Source organism: Moorena sp. SIO4G3, from assembly GCF_010692305.1.
GTDB lineage: Bacteria > Cyanobacteriota > Cyanobacteriia > Cyanobacteriales > Coleofasciculaceae > Moorena > Moorena producens_A.
This window is the reverse complement of the sequence record NZ_JAAHIG010000424.1, coordinates 1-7,232: the sequence shown is the minus strand read 5'-3', so window position 1 is coordinate 7,232 and position 7,232 is coordinate 1. Positions and strand designations below refer to the sequence as shown.

8 protein-coding genes are annotated in these 7,232 nt (G+C 43.0%); 7 read left to right on the top strand and 1 reads right to left on the bottom strand.

Going from position 1 to position 7,232, the window contains the following annotated elements; all coding sequences use genetic code 11:
• The 6 genes from F6J99_RS38815 to F6J99_RS38790 all read left to right on the top strand — a co-directional run.
• Positions 1-1,874, top strand: a 1,874-nt coding sequence (locus F6J99_RS38815) for a hypothetical protein (protein ID WP_293121355.1), incomplete at its 5' end; no start/stop codon positions are given.
• A gap of 136 nt (positions 1,875-2,010) precedes the next feature.
• A complete protein-coding gene (locus tag F6J99_RS38810) occupies positions 2,011-2,571 on the top strand; it encodes a hypothetical protein (RefSeq protein ID WP_293121353.1) in 561 nt (186 codons plus the stop codon).
• An 803-nt stretch (positions 2,572-3,374) separates the two neighbouring features.
• Complete coding sequence (locus F6J99_RS38805; RefSeq protein ID WP_293121351.1) at positions 3,375-3,629, top strand: hypothetical protein; 255 nt, start codon at positions 3,375-3,377, stop codon at positions 3,627-3,629.
• A gap of 603 nt (positions 3,630-4,232) precedes the next feature.
• A complete protein-coding gene (locus F6J99_RS38800; protein ID WP_293121349.1) occupies positions 4,233-4,493 on the top strand; it encodes a type II toxin-antitoxin system prevent-host-death family antitoxin in 261 nt (86 codons plus the stop codon).
• 268 nt (positions 4,494-4,761) lie between these two features.
• Positions 4,762-5,115, top strand: coding sequence for a DUF433 domain-containing protein (locus F6J99_RS38795; RefSeq protein WP_293121347.1), 354 nt, complete (start codon positions 4,762-4,764; stop codon positions 5,113-5,115).
• A 59-nt stretch (positions 5,116-5,174) separates the two neighbouring features.
• Entirely contained in the window at positions 5,175-5,324 is a 150-nt protein-coding gene (locus tag F6J99_RS38790; RefSeq protein WP_293121345.1) for a hypothetical protein, read from the top strand.
• 8 nt (positions 5,325-5,332) lie between these two features.
• Here the strand turns inward: F6J99_RS38790 and tnpA are convergent, their stop codons facing one another.
• Positions 5,333-5,740 (bottom strand): IS200/IS605 family transposase, encoded by a 408-nt coding sequence (tnpA, locus tag F6J99_RS38785; RefSeq protein ID WP_293121343.1) that lies wholly within the window; start codon positions 5,738-5,740, stop codon positions 5,333-5,335.
• 99 nt (positions 5,741-5,839) lie between these two features.
• On the opposite strand from tnpA, the gene F6J99_RS38780 reads away from it, so the two are divergent.
• The gene (locus tag F6J99_RS38780) at positions 5,840-7,129 is read left to right on the top strand and encodes a transposase (RefSeq protein WP_293121341.1); all 1,290 of its coding nucleotides are present in this window, start codon (positions 5,840-5,842) and stop codon (positions 7,127-7,129) included.
• Positions 7,130-7,232 lie beyond the last annotated feature (103 nt).

Genomic DNA, 7,232 nt, shown 5'->3' with positions numbered 1-7,232 from the left:
AGTGGGACACAAGAGACTGCTATTGCTGTTGTGGCTGTTATGCTTATGGCACCCCCATTGCCACCCCCGATGGGGAAAAAGCGATTGAAGAGTTCCAAATCGGAGATCTTGTTTCTGTTGCTAACCTAGAATCAACAGGCGAAACACTCCGCCTGTCTTGGGCAGCTAAACCTGTGAAGTTCAGTGGTGGTACATCTCCTTTGCCCAAAGGTGCAGCCCATTACCCACCCATGATCTTTCTCAACTATGGCGAGGAACGAAAAAATATCATTTCTACCATGGATCAACTCTTCTTGCTTGCTAATGGCAAAGTTAAACAAGCGGACAAGCTATCAATTCATGATCTTCTCGTGGCTCCTGATGGCACTCCAGTTAAAATTAACGCTATCAAACTAGGCGAATATTCTGGTGGAATCCATCACATTGCCATCTCTGATCACTTTACTCAAACCCTTGATGGACATCTACTTAACTCTAACGGGGTTGTGACAGCTGACTTTAGTGTGCAGATCCAGACCGAGCAATTAGGCAATTTGCTCGAAGAAGGTCCAGCGATCGGGGAACCCGCCTATCATGAGATTCACGAACAGCATGCAATGGGAGTTCATTCTTACCATCATCCCGACCTTGAGGACGAGGTTGATGTACCTCACTCCTTAAAACTTTATACAGGTGAGTCTGTCTATATTCCCCCTACCGCTCGTTCCTTTATCACTCAAGCCCAAGGAATTGACATCAATAATAATCCAGATGTCCGAAAACGTCCACTTAGTAATCATGTTGGTGCCAATGACCTAAAAACAGTCTTTAAGCATTGCCGAGCCTACTACCCTGATATTAACTTTACTCTGGTCTGGGAAGACTCTATTCCCAATGTCTACGCTTTTGAGTACCTCGGACAAAAGCAGGTAGTCGTTTCTGGTCAACTTCTTAGAACTGATGGTATTTACTGGCAAGCAATGGCTTTAGTTGTTGCTCAGGCCATTGCTAGTTTCCACGAACCTGGTGGCGAGCCTCGTCAAGAGCTACTGCCCCGAGGGTTAGCTGATTATTACGGTGTTGGTTTAATAATGAGCATTGTTTGGGAGTTTTATTACCGTAAAACTGTTAAAGCTGGTATGGAGCAAATCAACAATTTTCTCAGCTATATTTCATCAGAAAATCAACAAGGAAATCCAAATAATCCTTTGGAGGAACCCTCTATTGAGTGTCGTCAAGAAACCATGGAGGAGGGTGCTTTTGGAGGGACTTTACCCGCTTGTGCAGGTGGTCTTCTAAGGTTATTGGATGCTATCCCCGGCGAAGTTGTTGATGGCAAACCTACGATTGTTTTCTCTTTCAATTTTGAGCTTGATGAGTCCGCTGCTAAGGAGATGACAAACTACCAAGTTGAACCTACGGTGGATCTTACTGCTGTTCAGGTGGATTCGACTGATCTATTCCGAGTGACGTTAGTGGGTGATTTTGCTCCCAAGACTAACTACACGATTACTGTTACTAACCTGACTTCAAAGGACGGAATTGCCCTAGATCCAAAACACAATTTTGCCAATATCCAACTTCCTTTACCCAAACCTAAACTCAAGGTGACAGGGGAGGAAGTTGGCGAAACTCCTGAAGGTAAGCCTTTTGTGATTCTCAACTTTAATGAGCCTTTGGATGTTGCCTCTGCCGAGAATCTTGATAATTACCAGGTTACGGGAAGGGTTCAACTGACTTCAGCCAAAGTCAATGAAGACGATCAATCTAAAGTGACCCTTTTAGGCAATTTTGCGCCTAAGACTGATTATGAGGTTGTCGTTTCCAATGTTACTTCTGCTGAAGGGGCTTCCCTCGATACCGAGCATAATTATGCCCGTTTTAAAACTCACTGACTGGCGAGGCGTCATTGCTGTCAGTTTCTGAAGAAGCTTCTTGCCTTGACGTAAGGACACATCCCCGTTTTCCGCAAATTGAAAACGGGGATTTAAGTCAGATAACTTGTTGTTATAAATCAAGAAGAAACTTAAAATGGAAACCATTCAAGACATTAATCATGCAAGTGGCACGATCGAGGAAAAATGCTTAGAAATGGGTCAAATATTGGGACTCAGTGAACCCGTTTCTCCTGAAGTGTTGCAAGCAGCCACAGAGGATGAAACCTACGCCCATAATTTACTGGTTTGCCGCAAAGAACCTGCTTTCCTCAAGCATTTACTCGCTAATCCTCCTCAGACTCTAATTCAAAGCTTCGAGCCGGAAGAACAATCAAATCTGGAACTCCTTAACAAAGCCACTAGCACATTGCTCAGATGGGCCAAAACGGGTTTTTCTGTAGTAGACGATGAGACTTTGGCAAGACGAGAAGAGGCTTGCTTAGCTTGCCCTAATCTTTCAGCACCTCAAAAGTTAGTCCAAAAGCTAATTCCATCTAAAGATGCAACCCAAAAGTTAGGTCAGAGAACTGGCAATAAAGTCTGTCAACTCTGCGGCTGCAATCTGGGTAAGAAAATTCGGATTCCCTCTGAATCTTGTCCTGATAGACATCCAACAGCAGCAGGTATGACTCGATGGGGAGAACCCAGAGAATAAACCGCTCCTAAAAATATCTGCATATCTGGGTAGACCGAGTGCAATCATCTGCAAAAAAAAACAAGTGCCTTCGCGTAGCGGCTCGTACCGAGCATCGCGTAGCGTGGCCCAAAGGCCAAGGCCAATCGCCCATCTTGTAGTGGCGTGACACAGCTAAAATCCCTTAATCCCTTCTCAATAAGCAGCAAAACCACTATACTATTTTTTTAGTTTCTCTTAAGTGCGATCTCCAATCTTGTAGGGTGCGTTATATCATGTCCGGTTGAATACTTATACTAGGCGTGAAAGCAAGGCAGAGGGCAGAAGGCAGAAGGCAGAAGTAAAGGAGTAAGGTTTCAAGGGTAATGGTTTTTTATCACTAATTATCCGAACCTGATATAACGCACCGAAAACTCACCCATCCACCTCACAATATCGCCCGGAAATCATCTAGGGGTGTTCAGAGCCCTGACTTCTTGAAGAAGTCGGGGCTTTTGGCATTGCGATCGCCTACAGCACCAGCGGAGTTGATACCATCAAGTCAATCCCATATCTTTAGCAAAGGGAACAGGGAACAGGGAGCAGGGAACAAACATTCTCTCAATTGATTTAGGATTGCTATTGTAGGGTGCGAAGCACGAAAGTTTAACCCACCGAAATCAAATCCAACTGACGGAATTAAACCCCTTTTTTTTTACAATTTCCATTTCATTACCGTACGATTTCTTTCAATTACCCCTCAAAAAAAAATTTCTAAAAACCCTTGACAAGTAAATATATAATCGTTATTATTATAGTATAAACATCAAAACAAATTTTGAACTATGCCTGACAACTTTCGCCCGAATCAAGAAAACAATCCTGAGGATATCACTCCTAGTAATACTCCTCAGGAAGCTTCTCCAAAAAAATACCCCGTTCAGCATATTCTGAAGGGCTCCCGCCGGGCAATCAGCAACACCATGTATACCCTTTCTGCACTGCGTTATGCCCAAATTTCCGACTGGAGCCCCCTTCAGCCGACGGGAATTCCTGGCGAATTCATCACGACTATGACGAAGTACATAATTCTAGATTAGACTAACTTATTAGGGGGGGTTCCCCCCCTAGCCCAAGAATCAAATCTGCTCGCGTAGCGTGGCCTTTGGCCAATCGGATCGGATTATTCTGGGTTGGTGTACAAAGTTCAGGCATAGTAAAATTTCCTAGCCGTGGAAGGTATTTCTGCGGCTACTTTTTTTTGGGAGTTTAAGGTTAGAAGGTTAGAAGGTTGAAGGTTAGAAGGTTGAAGGTTGAAGGTTAAAAGGTTGAAGGTTAGAAGGTTGGGATGTTGAAGGTTAGAAGGTTGAAGGTTAGAACGTTAGAAGGTTGAAGGTTAGGATGTTGAAGGTTAGAAAGTTGTTCGCCTTTGGCGTTAGAGAAGGGTAGGTTATTAGGTTTTTCGCGTAGCGTGGCCTATTGGCCAAGGTTATTAGGCGTTGGATATTGTTGTGGAACGGGCATCTTGGTGGAATGGGGATTTTGTTGGAATGGGCATGTTGGTGGAACCGGCATCTTGCCGGTTTCATTTCTGAAGGCTGACGGCTGAATGCTTAGGCGATTCCTAAATATGATCAGACGAATATATTCCTTCTATACCGAATTAAAAACTGCTATAATAACAAAAAGAGCAAATCAACAAAATGGAAAAGCTTACGGTTACTGCTGCCCAAAACGATTTAATTAACCTAGTTGAATTAGTCACAGAAGAAAACAAAGTTTATGAGATAGAGATTTCTAATGGCTCTGCTGTTTTAATTTCTCGAAAAAACTATGAAAGCTTACAAGAAACTTTAGAATTACTTTCAATCCCTGGGATGAGGGAAAGCCTACAAATATCCCTTGAACAAATAACCAATAATGAAACCTACTCCCTAGATGAAGTCTTGGGAGATATTGATTGATGGTTGTAAGCTATCAGCGATCAGTTCTCAGCTATCAGCTTTCAGCCTAATGCTTACGCCCCTCGATATTGATCCTGGCCATCATAAAAAACTAAACAATAGTAAAAATTTTGATTTAGCCCTAGCAACCACGTTCCAATCCTAAAGGTATAGGTTGACTTAATCAAATAATAAGGTTAAAATTAAATGTAGTTTAAATCTACTTTAAAATTGTACTTGTGCTCCTATTTTCATTGTTTGAAACTTGTTTAAATAATTGCAAATTGCCATGGAAATCCAAGACTACTTCAACTTCCTAGCCTCTGACGACATTCGCATCAAAGGTAGCCGCATTGGTATCGAAAGCGTCCTCTACGAATATATCTACCGCGCTAGAACCCCTGAAGAAATTACCCAACAATTTGAGACCATTACCTTAGAAGAGGTTCATGCCACTATTCTCTACTATCTACACAACAAAGAAGAGGTCAGCGCTTACTTAGGTGACTGGCTAGAGTTTTGCCGCCAACAACGAGAAGAACAAAAACAAAATCCTTCTCCTGCACGGCAGAGGTTCCGGCAATTGAAAGCAGAAGCCGCTCTGGGGCGAGTCATTAATCCTAGTAGGGTGGGCAGTGCCTAGTAACGCGGTTTGCAAGCTTGATTATCTGTCTGAGGCACTGCCCACCCTACATCAACTGTATGACAATCCAATATTTACTGGACGAGCATATCGCCTCCCTTTACCGAACCCAACTGATGCGCCAAGCACCAGAACTTATTGTCAGAAGGATCGGTGATCCAGGTGCTCCTCCTAAAGGAACTCTCGATCCAGAGATTTTAACAAATTGATAGACCCCTCAATTCCGTCCGCCTGATTGATTTACGATATATTGTTTGACTTTCTCTAAAGGTGCTACGCCACAAGAAACTATGCATTTAGAGTCATGCCATAGTTTTACTTTCTTCCCCCAGTAATGCTTATCGATTTCTTCTTTGAACTCTTTCCTAATAATCCTGCTGCTAGCTGATTTCAAGGATGCAATCAAATCAGATAAGTTATTGTCAGGATGAAGACTTACCATCAAGTGAACATGATCTGGTTCACCGTTGAATTCTTCTAATTTGCATTTGTTTGGCTCCAATACTCTCGTGAATACTTGAGCCATGGGATCTAGCATTCCCTTGGTAAACACCTGGCGACGGTATTTTGTTACAAAAACAATGTGCAGGTGAATAGAGAAAACCACGTGAGAGCCTTTCCTCATAATAATCCTGGGTACCCCTTGTCAGTTCCGTTTATCCATGTTATATTGATTCTGGGAAAAACATCGACTGACTGCAAATAAGGGAGTGAAATTACTGTTGTGACGCTAAGACAGACATTTCGGCTGTATCCAACTGAGTCACAAAAAACTAAGTTGTTTTATGCCCGTTCGTTACATCAACTTCTATACAATGCCTGCTTAGCTCACCGCCGCTATGAATGGAAGGTTAATCGAAAAAGTGTCGATTACCTTGAACAGCAGAATATTTTGCCAGCATACAAAGAGTGTTGGCCTGAGTACAAAGGCCTTTACAGTACCTCATTGCAAGCAACAGTTAAACGGGTAGATTTAGCTTACAACAGCTTCTTAAAGGGATTAAGAAAGTTCCCAAGATTCAAGTCTATCAGGGATTATTCTGGTTGGACTTACCCCAGCACTTCTGGATGGAAAGCTAACAGCAACGGGAAACATGGAATTCTAGTGCTAAATGACTTAAAAATCCAAATCAAGATGCGAGGTAAAGCCAAACATTGGGGCAAGCCATCCACTTTGACCGTTGTTTACAAGCCGCGACTAAATCAATGGTTTGCATCGATCACAGTAAAAGTGGATGTACCCGAACCTAAGTATGGTTCTGAATCAGACTTAAGTTATGAGTCGGTTGTAGCTTATGACTTGGGAACAGAGACGGCTATTACTACTTTTGATGGCTCCGAGTTCAATGAGATCGAAAATCAGCGCTTCACTCGTACTTTAGAACCATTGCTGAAAGCTGCTGGCAAAGATAAACGTAGAAAACGCGCCCCTAATCGCAAACAGCGAGTAAAGCCATCAAGTCGCTGGAAAAAAGCCAATAGACGGGAATCTCAAATTAAACGCAAAATTGGTAATCAGAGAAAAGACTGGCAGCACAAAGTTACATCAGATTTAGCTAGTCGTTATGACATCGGTGTAACTGAAAAGCTAAATACGAAAGGGATGACCCGTAAGGCAAAGAAAGGGTCAAAGCACAAAAAACAAAAGGCTGGGTTGAACAAATCCATTCTTGATGTTGGTTTTGGCTCTCTCAACAAGATGCTGTCCTACAAAATTAAGCTAAAAGGTGGAATAGTGCTTCAACTACCCACCAAGCAATTAAAGCCATCGCAACGCTGCCCAAAGTGCGGAAAAGTCCATAAAGACTGGGCTAATCTCTCTAATCGTTATCACGTCTGTGATGAGTGCGGATTTCGGCTTTCACGGGATAAAACCAGCTCCATGGTGATGTACAACGCAGCACTAGGTAATCAGCCGGGGTACGGGAATGACCTCGATAAACGTGGATTTTCTAGCTCTACTTTAAAGGCCAGTAAGTACACTGGATCGATGAGTGCGGCTCGTTCTAGCTAGGAGCCTCCAGAAACTGGAGGGGTATAAGCTAGGGGACTCGCGAGGTTAATCACCTCAAAAAGTTCTAACTATCCTACGGATGCAGGTGAAAACCCTGCCCTTT

Coding starts and splice junctions, on each gene's coding strand:
- F6J99_RS38800 (WP_293121349.1), top strand. CDS start 4,233: ATGGAAAAGCTTACGGTTACTGCTGCCCAAAACGATTTAATTAACCTA.
- F6J99_RS38795 (WP_293121347.1), top strand. CDS start 4,762: ATGGAAATCCAAGACTACTTCAACTTCCTAGCCTCTGACGACATTCGC.
- tnpA (WP_293121343.1), bottom strand. CDS start 5,740: ATGAGGAAAGGCTCTCACGTGGTTTTCTCTATTCACCTGCACATTGTT.
- F6J99_RS38810 (WP_293121353.1), top strand. CDS start 2,011: ATGGAAACCATTCAAGACATTAATCATGCAAGTGGCACGATCGAGGAA.
- F6J99_RS38790 (WP_293121345.1), top strand. CDS start 5,175: ATGACAATCCAATATTTACTGGACGAGCATATCGCCTCCCTTTACCGA.
- F6J99_RS38805 (WP_293121351.1), top strand. CDS start 3,375: ATGCCTGACAACTTTCGCCCGAATCAAGAAAACAATCCTGAGGATATC.